The organism is Citrobacter amalonaticus Y19 (assembly GCF_000981805.1).
GTDB lineage: Bacteria > Pseudomonadota > Gammaproteobacteria > Enterobacterales > Enterobacteriaceae > Citrobacter_A > Citrobacter_A amalonaticus_C.
This window is the reverse complement of the sequence record NZ_CP011133.1, coordinates 110,751-130,656: the sequence shown is the minus strand read 5'-3', so window position 1 is coordinate 130,656 and position 19,906 is coordinate 110,751. Positions and strand designations below refer to the sequence as shown.

17 protein-coding genes, 2 pseudogenes and 2 riboswitches are annotated in these 19,906 nt (G+C 47.5%); of the genes and pseudogenes, 9 read left to right on the top strand and 10 right to left on the bottom strand.

Annotated elements, in window-relative coordinates; all coding sequences use genetic code 11:
- Window positions 1–2: 2 nt before the first annotated feature.
- A complete protein-coding gene (locus tag F384_RS26850) occupies window positions 3–1,292 on the bottom strand; it encodes a restriction endonuclease subunit S (protein WP_046499086.1) in 1,290 nt (429 codons plus the stop codon).
- Window positions 1,289–3,316 (bottom strand): type I restriction-modification system subunit M, encoded by a 2,028-nt coding sequence (locus F384_RS26845; protein ID WP_045358028.1) that lies wholly within the window; start codon window positions 3,314–3,316, stop codon window positions 1,289–1,291. The genes F384_RS26850 and F384_RS26845 overlap by 4 nt, the downstream gene beginning before the upstream one ends.
- A gap of 51 nt (window positions 3,317–3,367) precedes the next feature.
- On the opposite strand from F384_RS26845, the gene F384_RS26840 reads away from it, so the two are divergent.
- The 4 genes from F384_RS26840 to F384_RS26825 all read left to right on the top strand — a co-directional run bounded on the left by F384_RS26840 (window position 3,368) and on the right by F384_RS26825 (window position 8,694).
- A complete protein-coding gene (locus tag F384_RS26840) occupies window positions 3,368–4,879 on the top strand; it encodes a hypothetical protein (RefSeq protein WP_226991695.1) in 1,512 nt (503 codons plus the stop codon).
- Window positions 4,879–5,313, top strand: a complete 435-nt coding sequence (locus F384_RS26835) for a hypothetical protein (protein ID WP_077259080.1) — start codon at window positions 4,879–4,881, stop codon at window positions 5,311–5,313. Before F384_RS26840 ends, F384_RS26835 begins: the two co-directional genes overlap by 1 nt.
- Window positions 5,314–5,554: 241 nt before the next feature.
- Complete coding sequence (locus tag F384_RS26830; RefSeq protein WP_046499074.1) at window positions 5,555–7,282, top strand: ATP-dependent nuclease; 1,728 nt, start codon at window positions 5,555–5,557, stop codon at window positions 7,280–7,282.
- Window positions 7,279–8,694 (top strand): UvrD-helicase domain-containing protein, encoded by a 1,416-nt coding sequence (locus F384_RS26825; protein ID WP_046499071.1) that lies wholly within the window; start codon window positions 7,279–7,281, stop codon window positions 8,692–8,694. The genes F384_RS26830 and F384_RS26825 overlap by 4 nt, the downstream gene beginning before the upstream one ends.
- Window positions 8,695–8,824: 130 nt before the next feature.
- Here F384_RS26825 and F384_RS26820 read toward each other — a convergent pair whose 3' ends face one another.
- The 7 genes and pseudogenes from F384_RS26820 to F384_RS26790 form a co-directional block, all read right to left on the bottom strand.
- Window positions 8,825–9,586 carry a hypothetical protein gene (locus F384_RS26820; protein WP_080950113.1) on the bottom strand — a complete coding sequence of 254 codons (762 nt, stop codon included), beginning with the start codon at window positions 9,584–9,586 and terminating at the stop codon, window positions 8,825–8,827.
- Window positions 9,587–10,178: 592 nt separating this feature from the next.
- Window positions 10,179–10,298, bottom strand: a pseudogene (locus F384_RS30570) (IS3 family transposase); the annotation flags it as partial.
- A gap of 702 nt (window positions 10,299–11,000) precedes the next feature.
- Complete coding sequence (locus tag F384_RS30565; RefSeq protein ID WP_226991694.1) at window positions 11,001–11,438, bottom strand: hypothetical protein; 438 nt, start codon at window positions 11,436–11,438, stop codon at window positions 11,001–11,003.
- A gap of 186 nt (window positions 11,439–11,624) precedes the next feature.
- On the bottom strand, window positions 11,625–12,404 hold the full coding sequence (locus F384_RS26805; protein WP_046499061.1) for an HAD-IIB family hydrolase: 780 nt from the start codon (window positions 12,402–12,404) through the stop codon (window positions 11,625–11,627).
- 338 nt (window positions 12,405–12,742) lie between these two features.
- On the bottom strand, window positions 12,743–13,132 hold the full coding sequence (locus tag F384_RS26800) for a DUF190 domain-containing protein (protein WP_023223701.1): 390 nt from the start codon (window positions 13,130–13,132) through the stop codon (window positions 12,743–12,745).
- Complete coding sequence (locus F384_RS26795) at window positions 13,129–14,502, bottom strand: voltage-gated chloride channel family protein (protein WP_046499056.1); 1,374 nt, start codon at window positions 14,500–14,502, stop codon at window positions 13,129–13,131. Before F384_RS26795 ends, F384_RS26800 begins: the two co-directional genes overlap by 4 nt.
- Window positions 14,503–14,578: 76 nt before the next feature.
- Window positions 14,579–14,648: riboswitch (Fluoride riboswitch) on the bottom strand.
- Window positions 14,649–14,860: 212 nt separating this feature from the next.
- Complete coding sequence (locus F384_RS26790) at window positions 14,861–15,439, bottom strand: phosphatase PAP2 family protein (protein WP_046499050.1); 579 nt, start codon at window positions 15,437–15,439, stop codon at window positions 14,861–14,863.
- A gap of 215 nt (window positions 15,440–15,654) precedes the next feature.
- Window positions 15,655–15,731, top strand: a riboswitch (Fluoride riboswitch).
- Between the two features lie 42 nt (window positions 15,732–15,773).
- On the opposite strand from F384_RS26790, the pseudogene F384_RS26785 reads away from it, so the two are divergent.
- From F384_RS26785 to eno, 3 genes and pseudogenes are all read left to right on the top strand, one after another.
- A pseudogene (locus tag F384_RS26785) lies at window positions 15,774–16,735 on the top strand (DHHA2 domain-containing protein).
- A gap of 3 nt (window positions 16,736–16,738) precedes the next feature.
- Entirely contained in the window at window positions 16,739–17,167 is a 429-nt protein-coding gene (locus F384_RS26780; RefSeq protein ID WP_023223697.1) for a universal stress protein, read from the top strand.
- A 15-nt stretch (window positions 17,168–17,182) separates the two neighbouring features.
- Window positions 17,183–18,469: a phosphopyruvate hydratase gene (gene eno, locus F384_RS26775; RefSeq protein ID WP_046499043.1), complete on the top strand. Its 1,287-nt coding sequence runs from the start codon at window positions 17,183–17,185 to the stop codon at window positions 18,467–18,469.
- 75 nt (window positions 18,470–18,544) lie between these two features.
- Here the strand turns inward: eno and F384_RS30095 are convergent, their stop codons facing one another.
- Window positions 18,545–18,682, bottom strand: a complete 138-nt coding sequence (locus F384_RS30095; RefSeq protein ID WP_155404063.1) for a hypothetical protein — start codon at window positions 18,680–18,682, stop codon at window positions 18,545–18,547.
- A gap of 67 nt (window positions 18,683–18,749) precedes the next feature.
- Here F384_RS30095 and F384_RS26770 point away from each other — a divergent pair, with 67 nt between their 5' ends.
- The gene (locus tag F384_RS26770) at window positions 18,750–19,436 is read left to right on the top strand and encodes a 2,3-bisphosphoglycerate-dependent phosphoglycerate mutase (RefSeq protein ID WP_046499040.1); all 687 of its coding nucleotides are present in this window, start codon (window positions 18,750–18,752) and stop codon (window positions 19,434–19,436) included.
- Between the two features lie 34 nt (window positions 19,437–19,470).
- Window positions 19,471–19,845, top strand: a complete 375-nt coding sequence (gene crcB, locus F384_RS26765) for a fluoride efflux transporter CrcB (protein WP_008786685.1) — start codon at window positions 19,471–19,473, stop codon at window positions 19,843–19,845.
- Window positions 19,846–19,906 lie beyond the last annotated feature (61 nt).

The following is a 19,906-nucleotide window of genomic DNA, read 5'->3' as shown; positions in this document are numbered from 1 at the left end:
TATTATTTCCCTCGCAAATCAATCTGGCCGGTGACAGCGGCGGTGATAAAAGCGGCGCGGCGTTCTTTGAGCAGGGTGATGCTTTGCTTTGCCTTGTCCATCAGCGCATCAATACGGGCGGTTTCGCGGTCGAGGGTGGCGGCGATGCTGGCTTGTTCTTCTGGTGGGGGAATGACGCTTTTGAGCTTCACTAATGCAGAAGCATTAATCGCTGGATAACTCAATCCTTCTGAATGAGCTTCAATAGCTTGAATCAGAAGCTCATTCAGAACCATCCACTTTAAAAAGGAACGATCAAGATGGCGTGCTCGCAATACAGCAAACCCAGTAGAAAATACACAATCAGCATATTCATCTGTAACAGCTGCAACGGCCTTCAGATATGTCCGAACGGTGGAGATGATCACATCACCTGAAGATGCTTTCCGTCTGGCTCTTGATGGTGCATCTGCAAAGCACATATCCGAAGCCTGCTTAATACCCTCCATGTATCCTACTGAGGAAATATCGACATAACGAATGGGAGTGTCGTCAGTCGTGGAGTCAGGAAGCACATCATCATTGACCGATGTCACGCGACAAATAGGCTTCACCTCCCAGTGCTCCGGCACCTGCCCAATCCATTCAACGCCGGAATCCTTCATCTTCACGTTGGGGGCTAGCCCCTTGGTGACCGCATGGGTAATCAGCGCCTGGCGCTTTTCCTTCAGTAGCTCGATAAAGCGGGTTTTCTTCTCGACAAGCGCATCAATACGGGCGGTTTCGCGGTCGAGGGTGGTTAGTATTTGCGCTTGCTCAGGCTGATCTGGGTATACAACTTCAATTGAACCGATATGCCCCCAATCTGCACGAGGCATTTTCGCTCCCTCGCATCCTGACACTATTTGATGCGTTACATCAGGAGTTAAAAGCCATTCTTGCAGCCATCTGGGTTCTGTTTTTTCAGCCCTCAGAACCAAAAATTCTGTTGAGCAGCACCCTGCCATCTCTGAAATAATGGCTTTTCGCAAATATGGACGCAGCTTACCGTACAGGACATCCCCTTCATAAAAGATGCCTACAGTTGAATCTTCTGATTGACGGGAGCTTCCATTCGTTGGCTTGTACTGCCCTGATCCTGCTTCTACATCCTCAAGTCCGATATAAATGGTATCAGTAGATACATCATTTCGTCGTTCATTGCGCAATGACGCCAGTCGCTTGACTCTCGCTACCTTCCAATGCTCCGGCACCTGCCCAATCCACTCAATACCGGAATCCTTATATGCGGGATATGCTCTGTACTGGCTCATTCGCTGGCCACCTCCGCCAGTAGCGCGGCAATCTCGGCTTCTACTTGCTTCAGGTCTTCATCAATATCTTGCAGCTTGCGCGGCGGCTGGTACTGGTAGAAGAAGCGGTTGAAGTTGATCTCATAGCCAACGCGGCCCAATTGACCATCCCTGGCATCGGTAAAACTCTCATCCAGCCAGGCATCCGGCACATGAGGAAGCACTTCGCGAGCAAAGTAGTCGTCGATGTCATCCAGATAGGGGACGTTCTCGTAATCAGTTAAATCTGTGTCTGGCACCAGCTCGCCGTTGGAATCCGTGACTGGCTCGGCTTTCGGGTCTTTGTGACCAAAGGCGTTGATCAGCGCGGTGATCAATGTTTTGCTGGATTTGACCTTGAGCTGCTTGGCTTCGTCGGACTTGATCGAGTTCTTAACAAAGGTTTCTGCCCAGCTATAGGGCTGCGTTTGCCCGATCAGCGGCTTGAGGGCTTCACGCCAGAATGTCTGATGCGCATCAGAGAGCTTTTCCCAGGCAGCTTCGGCTTCCAGCCGATCCATGCCCACCTTATCCAGCTCCAGGGTCATGCGCAGCGGGCGCAGAACCCTGATACGGCGGTAGCCAAAGGTACGGTAGTCAAGCATCCGGGAAAGCGCTCCGCTTTCGCCTGTGGCGTAGATGTCCAGAATCTGGCGGCGCTGCTCATCGCTGACAATACGGCGTTTGTTGCCCTCGTTGCGGATTGAAGTCCAAAGGTCGGTGGCGTTAATCAACTGCACCTTGCCTTTGCGCTCCTGCGGCTTCTTGTTGGACAGAATCCACAGGTAGGTGGCGATATTGGTTCGGAAGAACAGCTCCGTTGGCAGAGCTACAATGGCTTCAATCAGGTCGTCTTCCAGCAACCAACGGCGTATTTCCGATTCGCCAGACGCGGCACCGCCGTTAAACAGTGGCGAACCCGACAGCACGATAGCGGCGCGGCCACCGCCGTTGATCGGCAGTTCTAGCTTGCTCGCCAGGTGCATCAAAAACAGCATGGAGCCATCGCTAATTTTCGGCAGGCCCGGCCCAAACCGGCCCAGCTCGCCTTTTTTGTGTTCCGCTTCGACGGCGGTTTTGTCCTTCTCCCATTTCTTGCCAAAAGGCGGATTGGACAGGCAGTAGTGGAAACGCTCACCGGCAAACTGGTCGTTGGACAGCGTGCTGCCCTGACGAATGTTCTTCGACAGATCTCGGCCAGGGTCGGACTCCAAACGGCGGATCAGCATACCGGCCACACAAACCGCATGGGTTTCCGGCTCCAACTCCTGCCCGTGCGGCACCAGCACTGGCGGGATCTTGTCGCGGTTACCGTAGTCGCCCACATGGTTCATGGCATCGGTGAGGAAGCCACCCGTGCCACAGGTCGGGTCATACAGAGTACGAATCAAACCGGGGCTGGCCTCAAACAGGGCATCATCCGGGTCAAGCAGCAATGCGGTCGCCAGGTGAACGATGTCACGCGGCGTCATGAAGTCCTCGGCCCCTTCATTGACCTCGGCACCAAAGCGGCGAATCAGGTGTTCGTAGATGTTACTCATCACCCGATCCGGCACCACGTCCGGGTGCAGGTCGATCTTGGCAAAGTTCTGGCAAATCTTGTACAGCAAGCCCGCTTTCTCCAGCCGGATCACCGTATTGCCAAACTCAAACTCCTCGAAGATAGCGCGGGCGTTATCCGAAAACAGGGCGATGTAGTCTTCCAGATTGCGGCGCGTCTTGGTGCTACCCAGGGTGCCAAGGGAGTATTCAGAGGTGTTGTAGAAGGGGTATTCAGCGGTTGAGCGCAGAATGGTATCCAGCTCAACATCTGCATCCTTGAAAGCGTCATGCGCTTCTCTCACCGCCTCGCGGGTCGGCTCCAGCGCACACTCCAGGCGGCGCAGCAAGGTAAACGGCAAAATGATCTTGCCAAAGTCCGTATGCTTGAAGTCCCCCCAAAGGTCTTCCGCATTCTTCCAAATAAAGTCAGCCTGTGAAGCTGCCGATCCCGTAAATTCGTTCATTTTGGACTCCAACCACCTTTTGCACGGAACGGTACTGTAGTCAATCTGCGAATGTCAACCAGATTTTGCACAAAAGGGGATAGATTTCAATTCCTAGCTAAATTTGCGATCCTACCTCAGAATGCAAATAGCCAAAATATATTCAAGTCGGTTAAGTTGCTAACAACTGACTTTCGCAAACATCTCGCATTTTTACGGTCTAAAGAATTTTCTGATTATTTACCAAAGGCAATCAGTGATATTGCCGGCGAACTCGTTGAACTTGATTCTATTGTAGAACACATAGCCCAGTCCTCATCAGAGCTTCGGGGGCGTGCAGGATTACGAGATAAAGCATCGAAAGCGTTAGAAAAACGTGGCTGTATACCGGTAAAAGTCATTCTTAGATCAGGTAATGGAAAAGAAAAATATTATTCAAAGTCGGACCTTAGTAATTATCTTAGAAATGAATTCGGTGATAACAGTGCAAACACCCCCTGTACTCATGCATGGGTAGAAAATGGCAGGAGATACGAGATTAAGTATGAAGATCTATTGTTTCTTTTTCCCAAGGGATCACTGACTTTAAAGAGAACGTTGGAACTAAAAGCCACGCCATTACCCCTGAATAATAATGGACTAAACAAGTTCCTTGGTAATTATGAGGGTTACACGTCCGTTTTCAGCAAATACAGGCTGCTTGAAGATGACGGCCGCCCTACTCAGCTACGCACACATATCCCTCGACACAACATTAATACTTTTCTCGCTATTGCTGAGATTTCAGACCACTTACAAGCGATGCTGATGGGGCGTGTTGATATCACTCAAAATCAGCATTATCAGCACCTGGCTCTCAAGGAACGGCGAAAAGCAGCTTCTCTAACCCCTTTAGTTCCAACCGTACCGGAGCAGTCAGCATCTAGTGCTGTTGACGTTGATTCACCTCTCGATGCGGTAAAGCAAAGTGGTTTAATGACGTTTAATCGCGTCCAGAGCCTGGAAACAAATATAAAGGCAAACCTACATACCTTCGATGACCGTAACGATGTTGCAGGCTTCATTGAAGCGTCGTTAGGCGATGGACTATTCGAAGACATTGCCGCTGCGTTTGAAGAAATCAGTAAAAACGAAGGGCCATCGCAAGCATCTGAAATGGTGCAAAGGCACGCTGTACTGCATCCATTGAAATTGGGTTCTTGCATGAGAGACGTTAACTTGTGGGGATGCCCTTATCGAATGAAGTGTCAGGCATTGAAGCCCTGTGAGCATTTCACGTTGACCGGGCGTGTTGATGAATACTCCGCTGTTGTAGTCAAAGGTAGGGCATTAAACGAGGCCAAACTTGCTTTTGAACAGTATACCGCAACCCTTTCTGACAACCAGCTAGTGCAAGGCAATATTGACGATAGTCTTGCACAGCTAGATGCACTAAGTGAGCAATTACGCAGACGCTCAAACTCGTTGGAAGCAATTACCTCTCAGGCACTTCTGTCAGGAGAAATAAAGGTGGAAGGTGAAATTCGTACTCTGGCTCAATTATTTGCTATCGAGTACCAAAAAATCAAACAAGGAGAAGACTGATGCGTGGTAAAGAACTGGATACTCAGATCGAGCATGAGCTCCAACTGATGCTGATTGAAGGGTTTGATAAATCGCCTATTTCGGCTAAAAGCTTGCATGCCAGACTTAAATCAAAAGGCATCATCAATGGCGGCTTAAGTACATTAAGTAACATTGAACGAAAACGTCTTATTGCAGCCTATGTCGATCAACAATTATCCCCTCTAAATCTTCGTCCCAAAGAAAAACAGCAGTATGTGAATCGTAAGACGCGCCAGGCTTTACTTGGTCGTAATCAGCAGTTGCAGGAGGAAAATAAAGAGCTACGTGAACAACTTGCACAAAACACCCTGTCATTGATTGAAATTGTCAAAGCAGTAAAAATCAATACTGTGATACCAGTCGAAAGTCTGCTGGCGCCTCACGTTCTTAGGGAGTTGATAAAAAAAAATTGATTTCACGTGGTCAGTGCCACGTATGGCTATGGTGTGTCTTATTGCTTAAAAATTTTCGTATACGAAAACATGAAGCCGAGAATTATAGTGGGCACTAACCCTCGACTCCCCCGATCTTTCATGATCTTTCTTCAGCCAAATCAGGAGCAGCTTTGCATCACAGCTAAATCAGAAAATGTGTGTAATAATTCCTTCCAATTCAATGCAGATACAACATTTTTGGTTTATGAGGGAACGATAAATGGCTGTTATCCGCCACATCAGCATCCAAAACTTTCGGGCAGTGCGACAAGCAGAATGGTGCCCTGGCCCAAGCCTCAATTGTCTGATAGGCCCAGGGGATTCAGGAAAATCGACCATCATTGACGCGATTGACCTGGTGCTTGGCGCAAGAAGATCGTTTACGTTCAGTGATGCAGATTTTCATTTGATGAACACAGCCACGCCAATCTGCATCAGCATAACGCTTGGGCAGCTCGATGACGGATTGCTGAATCTCGAAGCTTACGGACGCTATTTTCGTGGGTTCAACATTGAAACAAAAGAAATCCATGATGAACCGCAGGCGGGTGATGAGACTGTACTCACGCTGAGAATGGTCGTCGAAGATGATCTTGAACCAGACTGGCTCTTATTTTCTGAACGAACAACTGCGGAAGGTCTGGAGAAAAGACTGCAATGGAAGCACCGTGAGCAATTAAGCCCGACGCGCCTTGGGGCTGCATCCCACCACCACCTGGCATGGGGAAATCGCTCAGTATTAAACAAACTTTCAGATGAGGATTTCAATGTCAGCGCAACGCTGGCCGAGCTTTCCCGTCAAACCCGGCAAAGCTTTGCTGCCCGGGAACTTCCGCAGCTTGATGCCATTCTGACCGAAGTCAGAACTATCGCGAATTCACTTGGGGTACCGGTCGGTGAACTGAAAGCGCTTCTGGATGTTAATGGCGTTTCACTCTCTAACAGCGCAATCAGTCTGCATAACAATGATAATACGCCGCTGAGGATGCTTGGCACGGGATCGACCCGTTTACTGGTAAGCGGGTTACAGAAAGCTGTCGGGCGTCCAGGGACCATACTTATTGATGAAGCGGAATATGGGCTGGAGCCCTACAGAATAAGCCAGCTGTTGCATCAACTGGGCTCCCGCGATCCTGAGCCCACTTCGCAGGTATTCATCACCACTCATTCCCCATATGTTCTCCGGGAACTCCAAGCAACCCAACTATGTGTGCTGCGAAAAGTAAATCAACCGGCCCCAGAGCCTTCACACCTTTTCCTGACACTTAGCGGAGAAGATCAGGAACAGGCAACCTTACGGGCCTGCGCTGAAGCCTTCTTTAGCAAAGCCGTGATTGTGGGTGAAGGTGGGACTGAGGTTGGTTTTATCAGAGGACTGGATTTATACAGGCAAAGCAGAGGAAGAACGGGTTTTCAGGATCAAGGTGCCTTTGCTACCGATGGCGCCGGTGGGGAAAAATATTTCAAACGCGCCGAGGTTTTTGCACGACTGGGGTATCGTACTGCATTACTAAAAGACTCAGATATTATCTCGCAAGCACACAGACTAAAGACAGAACATTGCCGGGCCAGTGGCGTGACCATTTTTGAATGGGGTAATGGTTTTTCAACAGAGGGAGCCCTGCTAGCCTGGTGCCCTGTTGAGACTATCCGTGACATTGTTCTCCTCGCTGCGGCTCTGAACAGCCAACAACAGGTGGATCAGCATATTCAGAACTGCTCCCAGGGAGCTTATAACTTTGAAGCATGCACTGAGGAACCAACGATAGAAATGAGAGAGCCCGTGGCGCGTGCGGCAGGTGAATATGGTTGGTTTAAAACGATCGGCAAGGCTGAAGACCTGGCGGAAAATATTGTGGGCCCGGCTATCAATGATTTTTCACGGCCGTTCAAGGCGATAATCAGAGATTTGCTGGGGTGGGCTGCAGATGACGGTGATCAACAATGAGTGTGGATGCCGTTTTAAATGCCACTAAAGGCCTGATTGTAGCGCCTGCCGGATGCGGCAAAACCCACCTGATTACTGACGCTCTGAGTGTTGCACAAAGTAAGCCGTATCTCGTGCTGACGCATACAACTGCAGGTGTAACGGCACTCAAAAAGCGATTGAGTCGTTTTGCAATTCCTCCGCGAAACTATATTGTGACAACAATCGATGGATGGGCGCTGAAGATAGCAGGCTGTTTCCCGGGATTGTGCCCGCTTGACGTTGGTCCTGAAAATCCAACCCTTTTCTACCCTTCTCTTCGCCGTGCCGTACTGAACCTGATTGTTAACGGTAATATTAGCGAAATCATCACAGCTACTTACTCGCGTTTGCTGGTCGATGAATACCAGGACTGCAATAGTGAACAGCATGAACTGACTTGTGCGCTTTCACGTTTGCTACCAACGGTCGTCTTTGGTGACCCGATGCAATGTATCTTCAGCTTCAGCGGCCCTATGCCTGACTGGACCCGAACCGTTGAGACTTTTTTCCCTACTCTGGCAACCTTGCAGACGCCCTGGCGCTGGAACAATGCCCAAACCCCAGATTTGGGCCAATGGATCCTTGAGCAAAGACATCGTTTACTTCGCCGGGAGCGCATTGACTTAAAGTCTTGTCCTGAATATGTCCGTTTTCATCCTCTTTCACGAAATCACAATGATAATATCCAGCGCCAGCAGCGCGAATATTACTCGCTGCTGCGACATTTCCCCAACGACTCGATTTTGGTTATGGGTGATTCACGAAGAGCTTCATCCCGGCATCAATTTGCACAACGTATTAATGGTATTGATGTTGTTGAACCCGTTGATCTGACTGATGTGATGAGAATGGCCACTTCCCTTGACGAGGCTAATACCGCTAACGTGATGCCAAATATATTACAGGCAGCAGCTGAGCTGATGACAAATGTGGGCGTTAGCGCAACCCTACGCAGAATTGGTTCTATTCAAGCCGGTCGAAACATAACGCCCCCTTCTTCACTTGAAATTGCATTAGTAGAGCTTGCACTGGCACCCACCCGACAAAACATGCGAACAACGCTTCTCTTGCTTGAAGATAAGTATGAAACTCGCGTATTCAGGGCCGGAGCGCTGCAAGTGCTAAAAGATGCAATAAATCTGTCCATCAGTTCACCCGAAAAAAGCATTCATGAATCAGCATCTGTCATTCGTGAACAACGCAGATACCAGGGAGAAGGACGTGTATCGCATCGCTCAATAGGCTCAACACTTCTTCTGAAAGGACTGGAATGCGATCACGCATTAATACTGGATGCAGGAAATATGGGAGCAAGTGATTTGTATGTTGCACTCTCCAGGGGGGCTAAATCTGTTACGGTCTTCTCAGTCCGTGATGAATTCACACCCTGATAGTCCACCAATGGGGCTGGATTTTTTACCTGAGCGGAATCAGTCCGCAATGGCTCAGAAGCATCCAAAGCATCCGTGGCGATTCAAAGTGTTATTTCACTCATAGACCATTCCTTCAATTTCTTTCAATCTATAACTGTGAGGGAGTCGAAATAGCTACATTTGATTGCCATTCGGATTCACCACGACGGCGAAAATCTCTGATAGCAGCCTCTATGACATCCACGTTCAAAGCTGGCGCATCAACAATCATTTTAAGGCCGATTCCGTAGGAATAGCCAGGTAAGTAACGGTACTCACTGTAAATTTGTATGGGAGTATTAAGCGCTATTTCTTGTTCTCGCTTCGAAAGATACTCAGAAAAAGTTAATCCATTGAATATTGCATAGCGAGTAAGATGCCTTGGACTATCGCGTTGCATGGTATCTAGCCTAAATTCTTCTTCACGCTGATGTGTATTCAACAAACTGTAGGCTTCTTCAAAGGCTAATGAACCAACTACATCATTAAAAGCGGTCTGCGCGGTAATGATTTCAGCATTCCATAATACGTCAGGCCGGAGACCTAAAAAATAGATATCGCTCCAGTTCCAGATATAATCTTTGCTGTTATCATATTGATCTATATCGCATTCATCGTAGAAGATGCCACCATAGATATGACGAGTATTCCGGAGACGATTTTTCAGCTGAATCACTTTTTGCCGACGTTTTCGACGCGAAAGAGAGATAAAAGAGCGATGCTTTCTTATGCTCGGCATTGAGACCTCTATACTATCAGAGTTATGCTTACCTGAAAAATGGCAGCCGATCAGGGTAATGGAAAAAAAGTATACTTTCAAGCGTTGGCTTAAAGTCTGTTCAGCGATAACATCGTTCTTCGTCGCTGACAACTTCCTTGCGCTCCACTATCAGTTCCGAGGCCCGGATTTGCTTTTCCAGTGACCCTGACCTGAAATCCTGCCCCATTCAGAAACATAATTCCGGCATGATCTACGCTGCCTGAACGGAGGTGGTGCCGATACCCCCCTTCTCTTCGTCATGCAACACTATCGCTATGCTTACCGGCTTCGTTATACTGATACAAATTTCATGCATCTTTTATTCAGTCAACATTAACAGTATCTCAGTGTGTTTCCCTGTTATTTCTGCGCGGATTAAACTGAACCATCGTTTTTTGCTCTGTAGAATCGGAAGCATCTGTCCCGGAAGGACAAATGAAAAAATCAGAAAAGCACAAAGATGCATTGCTGTGCAAATAGGTGACACCTATCCAGAAATATTTGAAGCATTGCGGGAAAAATTCGAAATGATTATAAATATCGACAACACCGCCCCACATACCGGGGCAACTAAGATAGTGAATGCTGTTCATTCATGCGACTTGTGAGATGATGGAAGGAAGGTTCTGTCGTGGTCAACTAAAACTGGCTACCGCTTTATCCGGTAACGCCACAGTAACTGCCGGAACTGCCTGCTTGTTTAGTGGCTACCATGGTTACTGTGGAAAATCACTCCTGCTGGTTGACCTCAGGTTTCCCACGCCATTTCCAGCGCTTTGATGGTTAGCTTGCTGTCCGGTGAGAAAGACATTGCCCAGCCTATCCAAGTAGTGTATGTTTTTTATCGCTTGGCTACCGACTTCGCAAATCGAACCTGCTGAAGATTCAGGTTTTCCTGCGGTACCGCATTTGATATGTACATAGATAAGTTTGTCTCTGGAGGAAAGGACAAAGTCAGCTGGTTCTGTATCCATATCCGTACAAAGAATCAAATCAACATTAGGGATATATTGATAAAATGGTCCCAATTGAGATAGTTGAACAGATTTAGTTCTCACATTTGACAGTTGATCTATCAAATAAAATATCGATGAGGGGCTAAAACTAGCTCCGCTCAACCCATCCTCATCTTTTTCTGATAATCCACCTGACAACAAATCTTGTAATTCTACAAATCGCGAGAAAAACTCATCTGCAACTCTTGCATTATCTGTGGGGAGGGTGAATTTATAAAATAAACCATTTAAGTAAGTGATTCCATTGTCAAATATTAATTTTACGGTGTTATTGTTGAAAATGTCAATTTCATCAACAACTTCATTATCAAGCATAAAGGTTAGAGTTTGATTACGTGTTTTTAATTCACCTTTATCAACATAAAAATCTAGTTCCCTTGGTAAAAATGTCGCTGACCTTATGGCCCCCTCATCTTTGAAAGATTACTGCCATTAGTATTTATAACAAACGGGAGTAGTGTTTTATCAAAAAATGAAATTCCAAAATTATATTTTTTAAATAAATAATTTTATATTATTTTTTTGTGCTTGCCTTTACAACACACAGTCAACAAACCGTTATATTTGCTTAGATCAATAATACAAGCAACTGGTTTTTCAGAAGGTATACCATCAACAGTTTGAGCAAATGATTTAAGAAATGAACTAGATACTTTGTTAGCGCCTTCTAAATTGGTTTTTACATCATCAATCCATTCACAAAACCTTTCAAAATTAAATTGTCTTTCTTTTTGATCACTAACACGTCCGGATCCTACGCCTAAATAATATGAGGACATAATCGAAAGGTCATCATGAAGATTAGAACCTATTGTAGTTGATACTGCATAGCTTCCATTAGCTTGAGTTGAAGTCGTTGACTCTAACCTATCAGACACATAATGAATACTTTCTGCTTGCTGTGAATTAATCTGTATAGCCTTTGTACTAGTTTGGAAAAGGTCCATGAACTGAAGCAGAGTAAGCTGTCAGAATATATTTAAAAGAGGCGCATTTCCTGTTAGTTCATGAAGTTCTCTTAAAGTGATTTCAACTTTCTGTTAAAAAAATCTTTTATAGCAGAGAAGCACACGCATTAAAAACCCGGCCACTGTCACTGTGACTGGATAAGCCGACGGGACCTGCGTTTCTCATTATCTGGCGGCAATTACCGCATCTGCAATTTCCACAAAACCAGCACCTCCCGGGCCACGGGTGATCCACTGTGGAGGTTTCGGGATTTGATCAAGGAAATCTGATACCGTGCTCACTCCCACCGTATGTTCAAAGAATGAAAACATCGGCGCATCATTCGTCGAGTCGCCGCTATACAATACGGCAGAACGTTCGGCATCAATGTCGAGATCGTAATAATCCCTGAGCACTCGTCGGGCCATAGATAACTTGTCATACTCTCCGGACCAACCAAGAATCCAGAGATTGTTTACGGTGGTTGTCGCACCTGCTTGCGTCAATGCGTTAAGTATTAATGAACACTGATGGGCTTCTGGCGGTTTAGCAAAGGCAATGGACGTCATCCTGAAAGGTTGATCGTCGGCAAAATGAGCGGCAGGAATTTCCCTTTTTATCTGCTCTCCAATTTGCATCAGGCGCTCAGCGACGTCAGGATATTTTTCTGTGCCGTGCCAGAAGAAACGCTCAATGCCATGGCCGTCATTTTGCCTTCTGAAAAACACCCCCCCATTTTCACCAATGACACCATCAACTGGCCACATCCATGCCATCTGGTCGCACCAGCCGGCTGGCGCGGCTGTGACCGGTATCACTTTGACTCCCGCGTTCTGCAACCGTTCCAACGCCATATAGGTTTCAGCCGCAAGGCGCCCCTTGTAAGTCAGCGTTTCATCCATGTCTGTGAGAACAAAACGCACATGTTTAAATGTTGACGAATCTGCGGAACAGATCTCTTTCATAAGCACGCTCGAAGACTTGTAGAGATAATAATGGTTTATAATTAAACGACTTATGGAATTATTAAAGTCAAAATCGTACTAAGTTATAATTTTTATTGCGTTATTTACACCTCAGAGTCGCGTTTGGGCGGTGAAGGTGTGCTGGGGGCGGTTCAGATGCAGCATGTTCATACTCACACAACTTAACATCTCCCAACGGCTCTCGTCGAGTCATGACGTTCTGAATGAAATCGGAGAAATCTTGCGATGACTAGTCGAAAAATTAAACTGTTATTTTATTACAACATGATATCCGGGGTTCTCTCCCCGGATATTTTATCATGACTACTTTCCTGTATTCAGGCAAACTCAGGTGCATGAAGGGAAATATGGTGAGCATGAGGCTCTTCACATTTTAATAGTACGGCATATACCTTTTTTAACTCTTCCATGTTTTCATGAAGAAAAGCTCTCAGATTTTCTTCCGAGTCCAGTAGCTCGAGACACTGGGGATGTGTCATATTGGTTAACTCAGGATGATGGTGAGATAATCGTTTTCCGGGAAGATAACCGGAGGTGACATGATGTAATGTCGCTGCTTTAATGTCTGATTTCTTCGCCACGGAAAGAAGATGCTGCGCCAGTTGGGGAGCAAGTAATTTGTGCCAGAAACGTCTGGCACTGGCTTTAGATGCGACTGGAAAATATAATCTTAAAGCGGCTAAAGTCTGGACTGCATCTGCACTCATTTAGAACTCTCCATTGTGACTTTTTTGTCTTTTTTCGGTTGGATTTTTATTTCATTTTCTTCACGTGATAACGCGAAAGGTTTCTTCCTGCGAACAGCAGAAATTTCAGAAATGCGTAGCTCAGACGGAACAAGTGTACGGTATCGGCGGCTTTTGGCATGACCGACTCGCTGGGCATGATAAATCCCGGTATGTCCTGAAAAAAGATATGCCGTAAAGCAGCCGACGGCAGAAAATACCGCCATTTCGGTACCGAACAGTTCCATCGCCATAAAGGTTGTCGCAAGCGGGGTATTTGCCGCACCGGCAAACACAGCTACAAAACCGATCCCGGCCATAAAAGCAAATGGCATGTGCAGAAGAGGAGCGAGAGCATTCCCCAGAGTGGCACCTATGTAAAACAGAGGTGTGACCTCACCACCTTTAAATCCTGTCGCCAGGGAAACGATGGTAAAGCTCATTTTTCCCATAAAATCCATCGGATATAGCGGTTCTTTAAAGGCTCGGACAATTTCCGGAATACCGAGACCAATATAACGATCAGTACCGACAAACCAGACGGCAGCAGCAATCAGTATCCCTCCGAAAAAAGGACGCAAAGGAGCATACTTAATATAACGTTTAACGATCCCACTGACCTTTCCGGTCGCGACAGAGAATACCATTCCTGCCAGCCCGAATACGGCACCCGCTATCACAACGGACAGGAAACTCCATATTGTAAATGCCGGGATGAAATCGATGCGGTAATGTGTGTGATGTACCCCCCATGCCAGACAGACCTGATCGGCAAGCACTGCGGCAACCAGACAGGGGAACAGCGCATCATAACGAATTCGCCCTATTGCCAGTACTTCCATCCCAAAGATAGCACCGGCCATCGGGGTGCCGAATACGGACGAAAACCCCGCGCTCATCCCAGCCATCAGCAGGATCCGACGAGTGTCTTTCTTCACTTTAAATATATGCGTCAGCTGATCGGCCAAGGCTCCCCCCATCTGAACCGCCGTTCCTTCGCGCCCGACCGAAGCGCCAAACAGATGCGATATGAGAGTACCGCCCAGAACCAGTGGCACCATCCTTATCGGAACCACCTTTCTCGGATCGTGTATCTCATCGATAATCAGGTTATTGCCAGCGTTGACGGGCTCGCCATACCAGTTGTAAACCAGTCCGACCAGGAGACCTGCCAGTGGGAGCAACCATATCATCCAGGAATGGGATTCCCGCCATGCCGTGGCATTATCGAGTGAGAGAAGAAATAACGCGGATGCAGTACCTGCCAGTAATGCGATAAGACTCGCAGTAACTAGCCATGTCCCTATATAGGAAAATAATTCAATTTGATCGTGGTGTTTTAGTCGTTTCATTGGTCCTAGCTCGTGAGTTTCAGGGCTGACCAATGGGGGCGTGCAGAAAATAGCCTACAGTACCGACAAAGGTCAGTGTTCTGTAGGCGTCATTAACTGTCAGTAAAACAGTGGTTATAAGGAGGAACGCCATCTCCGCCGGGCACTATACCTGTTCTGCCCAACTTTGACCATGATTTTTCCATCTTCGCCTGCGGAATCGGCCTCCTATCATCCTCAAAACCATAACAGATCACCGGATAATGGAGTGTTCCGCAGATTGTCTACCAGTGAAATATTATTCAGGATAGACAGATCAGGATACAGGAAATGAAGATGACATTTTTTAAATATTACCACTGCCATCTCCAACCCATCATTAAATTTTGAATAATTTTAAGCTGATTGTTTTAAAAAAAGAGAATACATATTCACCTTTATATTTCCATAACCGGCAGAAAAGAGCATTAGACACCATCCCCGTGATGACACCTCCTATCATATCGAGAGGAAAATGTACGCCAAGATAAATACGTGACCAGGCGACCAGAATACTAATGCCCAACACCACCAGGCCGGTACGTACTGCCTTTGCGCTGATCAGCGCAAGCGCAAAACACACAAAAATGGTCATATGATCACTCGGGAATGAGTAATCTGCAGTATGCGAAAACCAGACATAGCCCAGCGGAACCATAAATGGTCTTGGATGCGGCCAGAGGCTTCCAATAATCAGGCTCAACACTACACCAATGACCATTGTTAACGTTGAGCGAAGCGCCAGTATCTTTCCCTTTTCTTTACCGGCAAACCATAAAAAAATAATAATAAATGGTATGGCATAAATAAGGGTATTCGCAAAAAAATTCGCAATAACCAGAGCTGAATCAGGCGTTCCAGGCTTAGCGTTCATAGCAAGGAAAATTTTTCTGTTCAGAGTTTCAATTTCATTCAGCATAAATGTTAATTACCCAGAAAAAAGAAACATAATACTGCCTGATCCTTAATATTAACTTAAGAAAAATCCATGATGGCTGGCAGATCCCCCCAGATTCTCACCGTTCATTCTCGCAGAAGCCCTGGAGGGATAGGATGACACCGCGCGTAAGGAATAACCTACACAACAGAGAACAATAATTGATATTGATTTATTGCAACGGTCCATATAAGATTGATCTACAAGGTGATGGTGCTCCACCTTTCCCAACCGCCGGTTTCTTTAAAAACCGGATGATGACGCCTGATATACAGTTGAATTAGTCCTTTTATAGGCATGTATGTCAGGTATCGCTATGAAAAATCAAACCACATTACCGCTTACCTCAGAATCTCTCTCTTTTCAAAGAGATAATCCAATTTATGTCTTCGGTCATCGAAATCCTGACAGCGATGCTATCTGCAGCGCGCTGGTTGTGGCTGACTGGCTTAATTATACTGGTCGTCCCGCAACGCCCTGGCGCCTGGGGGATATCACCCCGGAAACCCGTTACATCCTCAATGTCGCGGGTGTTTCACAACCTGATTTACTCACCGCCGACCTGACTGATAAAACCGTATGGCTGGTTGATTTTACGGATGCGGAGCAGGGACCATCCTCGTTGATGGACAGCAACGTCATCGGCATCATTGACCATCATCGTATTGGCACCCTCATTACCCGCAATCCACCGGATGTCTGGGTGCGGGCGGTAGGATGCTGCGGAACTGTAATTCTCTCAATTCTGATGCATGACATTCCGATGCCGATTACGGCATCTCAGGCAGTGTTGCTGATGGGGGCGATCCTCAGTGATACCGTTGCGCTGACCGGCCCCACCACCACCACTCAGGATCAGGAAGCCATGGCAGTTTTGCGTGAAATCGCCGGTATCGATTATGACCAGTTTGTGACAGGGCTACTGCGTGCCAAAACAGATATAACCGGGCAATCCACATCGGTATTACTCAATCGTGACGCCAAAAATTACCGGATCCATGATGTGCCCCTGTTGTTGTCACAAATTGAGGTACGCGACATGACTGATATTACTCCCCTGTTGCCCGCGCTGCTGCAGGAAATGGATAAAACCTGTAAAGACAGTTCGCTGGACATGGTTATTTTGATGGTGACAGACATCACCAACCGGAACTCCGTTTACTTTTTTCAGATAGCAGCCTGACAGGCTCTCTCCAGGTGTCGCTGCCCGGTATGACAAGCCGGAAGAAAGAAATCCTGCCCTGGCTGACCGACCGCTTCGCTTCTTATAAGAGGTGATTTATGCAAATTTACCGGCATGCCTTGTTACTTGTACAAAATGAAACCGATGGTCTGCTGTTGCTTGAGCAGGCAGAACGTCTGGCAAAAGAGATGGGCACCCGTATTACTGTCGGCCATCTCAGCGCTGACTACCGGGAACTGGACTATACCAGTGATTCATTAACCAAAGATCGTCAGTCCCGCGAAGTTATTGATGCAAAGGCAATGCTGAGCCGTCTGGTGGAGTCCAGCAGTATTGATATTAAAGTCCGGTCCATTGTCAGCATTCATCGTTTCCGGGACGTCGAAGCCGTTGTTCAACACGAAGATATCGATCTGGTCATGCTGGGGCATAAAAACCGCCTGTTCGGGGTTTATTCTTCCTTTTCTTTCGAATTCATCAATCACCTTTCTGTTGATGTTTTGATTAAACACATTCCAACCCCATAAAAGAAGGTCAAACTTATGAGCTTTGAAATTGAAAATATTATCGCAAGAGAAATTCTGGATTCCCGTGGTAACCCGACCGTAGAGGTTGAAGTAACTTCTGTGGGGGGCTGTATGGCCCGGGCCTCCGTTCCTTCCGGCGCCAGTACCGGCTCCCGTGAAGCCATCGAATATCGCGATGGCGATAAGACCCGATTTGGAGGTAAAGGCGTACAGGATGCGGTCCGAAGCATCAATACCGAAATTAACGATGCCCTGCAGGGCTACGATGTACGCAGCCAGAAGGAAATCGACAACTGCCTGATTACCCTTGATGGCACAGAAAACAAAGGCCGCCTGGGCGCCAATGCGATCCTTGGCGTGTCGCTGGCAGTATCCCGCCTGGCAGCACAACTCTCCTCTACCCCGCTCTACCGCTATCTGGGGGGCGTCGGCGCGAATCTGCTGCCGGTTCCCTGTATGAATATCATCAACGGCGGGGTTCATGCTCGCTGGCAGGGCGCTGATTTTCAGGAGTTTATGATTGCACCATGGGGAGCTTCTTCCGTACGTGAAGCTATTCGCTGGGGTAGCGAAGTCTACCAGGCCCTGCGTCAGGTCCTGCTGGAAAAAGGTTTATCCACCGGCGTGGGTGATGAAGGTGGTTTTGCGCCGGCCGTTTCCTCAAACCGCCAGCCGCTGGAACTGATCGTGGAGGCCATCAATAAGGCGGGATACCGCCCGGGTGAGGATATTGTTATTTGTATGGATCCGGCATCCAGTGAGTTTTATGCAGATGGCAAATATACCCTGCGTACTGAAAACGCTCAGCTCAGTGCTGAAGAAATGACGCGTTATTATGAACAGCTGGTGAATGACTTCCCGATTGTGCTGATTGAAGATGGCCTGGCGGAGGACGACTGGGCCGGTTGGCAAATTCTGCATGCTGCCCTGGGCGGTAAAGTCGAACTGGTCGGTGATGATATTTTTGTGACCAACGTGAAATATATCCAGCGAGGCATCGATGAAAACCTGGCCAATGCCGCATTGATTAAACTGAACCAGATAGGCACCCTGAGTGAAACGATTGAAGCCATCCAGTTGTGTCAGGATAACAACTGGGGAACCTTTATTTCACACCGGAGCGGGGAAACCGTGGACAGCTTCATTGCGGATATGACCGTAGGCCTACGAGCCGGTCATCTGAAAACCGGCGCCCCCAGCCGCGGGGAGCGCATTGAGAAATATAATCAACTGATGCGTATTGAAGATGAATTAGGTGATGCCGCCATCTTTGCCGGCAAAACCGCCTTCAAAAAACGCTGATTCCGTCACCCTTCCCGTATGCTTAGCTACGGGAAGGGGTAAGGTGGTCCTGTGAACGGAAAAATACTCATACTGTCAACAGCAACAGGGATCCTGGCAACCTGTCTGGTATTCCTGATTGCTGATGTCTTTTTTAACGTACTGCCAGATGATACCAGCGCTGTTGTAATCGCGCTGTTCATCGGTAGCTGCGCCCATCTTCTGATGCGTCACCTCCTTGACCGGAGACCAGGTAAATTCAGGTAATCAGTCTCTGTGGGTGACAGACAGGTGGTTGCTTATGGGAAAAATTATTTTACTCCGTCATGGAGAAAGTGAGTGGAATCAGCAAAATCGTTTTACCGGATGGGAAGATGTTCCGCTGACGCAGAAAGGAGTGGAAGAAGCCCGGCACGCAGCAAACCTGATAAAACGCTCCGGGATCATCATTGATAGTGCCTGCACATCCGTTCTTAATCGGGCAATTCATTCACTCTGGCTGATAATGGAAACGTTGAATCAATTGTGGTTACCGGTGGACAAATCATGGCGGTTAAATGAACGCCATTATGGTGTGCTTCAGGGAATGGATAAGGATAAAGCCGCTCAACAGATTGGCCAGAAAATCGTTTATCACTGGCGGAGGAGCTATCGTGGTATCCCGCCTCCGTTACTGGATGCGCCTGCTTTACTTCATCGTGAGGCACGTTATCGCCATGTGTCCCTGACGGATCTACCGGCAGGTGAAAGTCTGGAAATGACGCAGCGAAGGCTGCTGCCTTACTGGCACCACGTCATTGTCCCGCGAGTTGTCAGTGGTGAAACCATGCTGCTGGTCAGTCATGCTAATGCATTGCGTGCGCTGACCATGTTTATTGAGCAGATTGACGAAAACAAAATTCCCGATCTGCATGTCCTGACGGGTGTCCCCGTACTATATGAAATGAATGAAAATCGGGCCATCACCGCACGTTATTCCCTTGAATGACGGTCTGATGGTGCCCTGATTTCTGCGAGGTGATATGTACAAATCATTATTCGCGGTAGTGATAGGCGGCTCGATCGGCTGTGTGATCCGCTGGATACTGTCCATGCGTCTCAATGCGCTTTTCCCCAATCTTCCTCCTGGCACCCTGGTGGTTAATCTGGTTGGCGGATTTATCATCGGTATGGCACTGGCCTTCTTTGTCCGGCAGCCTCACCTCGATCCCGCCTGGAAGTTTTTTATTACCACCGGCTTATGTGGCGGTATGACCACCTTTTCCACCTTTTCTGCTGAGGTAGTGGTTCTACTGCAGAATGGCAATTATGCATGGGCTGTCATTTCCGTACTAACGCACGTAACTGGCTCGCTTCTGATGACTGCCGCCGGTTTTTTTGTGATGACACTGTTGTAAATGCATATGCGCCATACGCTTAACCGGCGCTATGTCTCCGTCAGACTTTCATTTTATCGGC

What these genes read in the sequence shown, in the direction of transcription:
- F384_RS26805 (WP_046499061.1), bottom strand. Translation starts at nt 12,404, where the DNA reads ATGAAAGAGATCTGTTCCGCAGATTCGTCAACATTTAAACATGTGCGT.
- F384_RS26840 (WP_226991695.1), top strand. Translation starts at nt 3,368, where the DNA reads ATGTCAACCAGATTTTGCACAAAAGGGGATAGATTTCAATTCCTAGCT.
- crcB (WP_008786685.1), top strand. Translation starts at nt 19,471, where the DNA reads ATGTACAAATCATTATTCGCGGTAGTGATAGGCGGCTCGATCGGCTGT.
- F384_RS26780 (WP_023223697.1), top strand. Translation starts at nt 16,739, where the DNA reads ATGCAAATTTACCGGCATGCCTTGTTACTTGTACAAAATGAAACCGAT.
- F384_RS26850 (WP_046499086.1), bottom strand. Translation starts at nt 1,292, where the DNA reads ATGAGCCAGTACAGAGCATATCCCGCATATAAGGATTCCGGTATTGAG.
- eno (WP_046499043.1), top strand. Translation starts at nt 17,183, where the DNA reads ATGAGCTTTGAAATTGAAAATATTATCGCAAGAGAAATTCTGGATTCC.
- F384_RS26825 (WP_046499071.1), top strand. Translation starts at nt 7,279, where the DNA reads ATGAGTGTGGATGCCGTTTTAAATGCCACTAAAGGCCTGATTGTAGCG.
- F384_RS26800 (WP_023223701.1), bottom strand. Translation starts at nt 13,132, where the DNA reads ATGAGTGCAGATGCAGTCCAGACTTTAGCCGCTTTAAGATTATATTTT.
- F384_RS26830 (WP_046499074.1), top strand. Translation starts at nt 5,555, where the DNA reads ATGGCTGTTATCCGCCACATCAGCATCCAAAACTTTCGGGCAGTGCGA.
- F384_RS26770 (WP_046499040.1), top strand. Translation starts at nt 18,750, where the DNA reads ATGGGAAAAATTATTTTACTCCGTCATGGAGAAAGTGAGTGGAATCAG.
- F384_RS30565 (WP_226991694.1), bottom strand. Translation starts at nt 11,438, where the DNA reads ATGGACCTTTTCCAAACTAGTACAAAGGCTATACAGATTAATTCACAG.
- F384_RS26835 (WP_077259080.1), top strand. Translation starts at nt 4,879, where the DNA reads ATGCGTGGTAAAGAACTGGATACTCAGATCGAGCATGAGCTCCAACTG.
- F384_RS26845 (WP_045358028.1), bottom strand. Translation starts at nt 3,316, where the DNA reads ATGAACGAATTTACGGGATCGGCAGCTTCACAGGCTGACTTTATTTGG.
- F384_RS26790 (WP_046499050.1), bottom strand. Translation starts at nt 15,439, where the DNA reads ATGCTGAATGAAATTGAAACTCTGAACAGAAAAATTTTCCTTGCTATG.
- F384_RS26795 (WP_046499056.1), bottom strand. Translation starts at nt 14,502, where the DNA reads ATGAAACGACTAAAACACCACGATCAAATTGAATTATTTTCCTATATA.